We start from the raw sequence: 1126 nt of genomic DNA on the forward strand, positions 1-1126 counted from the left end.
CGGACATCCTGCGCCAGATGGACAGCCGCCACCAGATCCCGCCCATGGCGACCGGATCCGCCCTCCACCGCGCTCTGAACATGGACGGCACCCTCGACGAGGCGACCCTCAACAACTACCTCGAACGCGTACTGCCCAGCGGCTGCGCCCCCGACGTCGACTGATCCACACCTGCCCTGCGCGGGGTGTCCGGAGCCATTGAGGCGGGCCCCGGACACTCCTCCCTCTTTGGGCCTGGAACGGAACGAGAGAACCGGCGCACCTGTCAAGACTCTTGGCGGGCTGCGACTGGGGCTTCGCTCCCGATCAGCTCGTTGGGATGGGACGGCGCTCTAGGGACCTCATCACCGCGGTGACCTTGCCCAGGATGGCACCGCCGTCGTCCAGGCGGACCGGCGAATAGGCCAGATTGCAGGGCATGAGCCACACCCCGTTGCCCGTGATGCGGAGCTTCTTCACCGTGGCTTCGCCGTCGACCACGGCGGCCACGATGTCACCGGGCTCGGCGCTGCTTTGCCGGCGGACAGTGACGACGTCGCCGTCGCGGATGCCTGCGTCAATCATGCTCTGGCCGACGATGGTCAGCGCGAACAGCTCCCCGTGGCCGACCACCGAGCGCGGCATCGGCATCACCTCCCGGACGTCCTGCCCTGCCGGGAGGTGATCGTCGGCAGCGATCCGGCCGAGGAGGGACACTTGGGCCACGGCAGCGGCCCGCTCGGCCTGTTCGGCCCGCGCGGCCAGGTACGCATCGGAGGGGGTGGGCAGTTCGCGGCCGCCGATCAGGGCTCAAGCGTGGTCAGCGAGGGCGTACGCCCTCGGGCGCCGCGGATCCCGGTGCAGAAAGCCCTTCTGCTCAAGCGCGTTGATCTGGTGGGCAACCGAGCTGGTGGACGAGAGTTGCGCCGCCTCTCCGATCTCGCGCATCGACGGTGGGTACCCGCGGGTGAGGACGGAGTCGAGGATGCAGGTGAGCACGGCCCGCTGGCGGTCGGTCAGGCCGTCGGCGTCCTCGCGGATTCCCGGAGGGCGGCCGGGCAGGGCCGTGGTGGTGTGCATGGAAGATCCCCCGTTATCTTCTTCGCGGTCCTGCAAGAGGACCGCTGGCCTCCGGGCCCGGCATGGC

Annotated in this window: 1 pseudogene; it reads right to left on the reverse strand. The window is 69.6% G+C overall.

Going from position 1 to position 1126, the window contains the following annotated elements:
- Nucleotides 1–306: 306 nt before the first annotated feature.
- Nucleotides 307–1059: pseudogene (gene lexA / locus ACFWZ5_RS46515) on the reverse strand (transcriptional repressor LexA).
- Between the last annotated feature and the right edge of the window lie 67 nt (nt 1060–1126).

It is taken from the genome of Streptomyces sp. NPDC059003 (assembly GCF_042740445.1).
Lineage (GTDB): Bacteria > Actinomycetota > Actinomycetes > Streptomycetales > Streptomycetaceae > Streptomyces.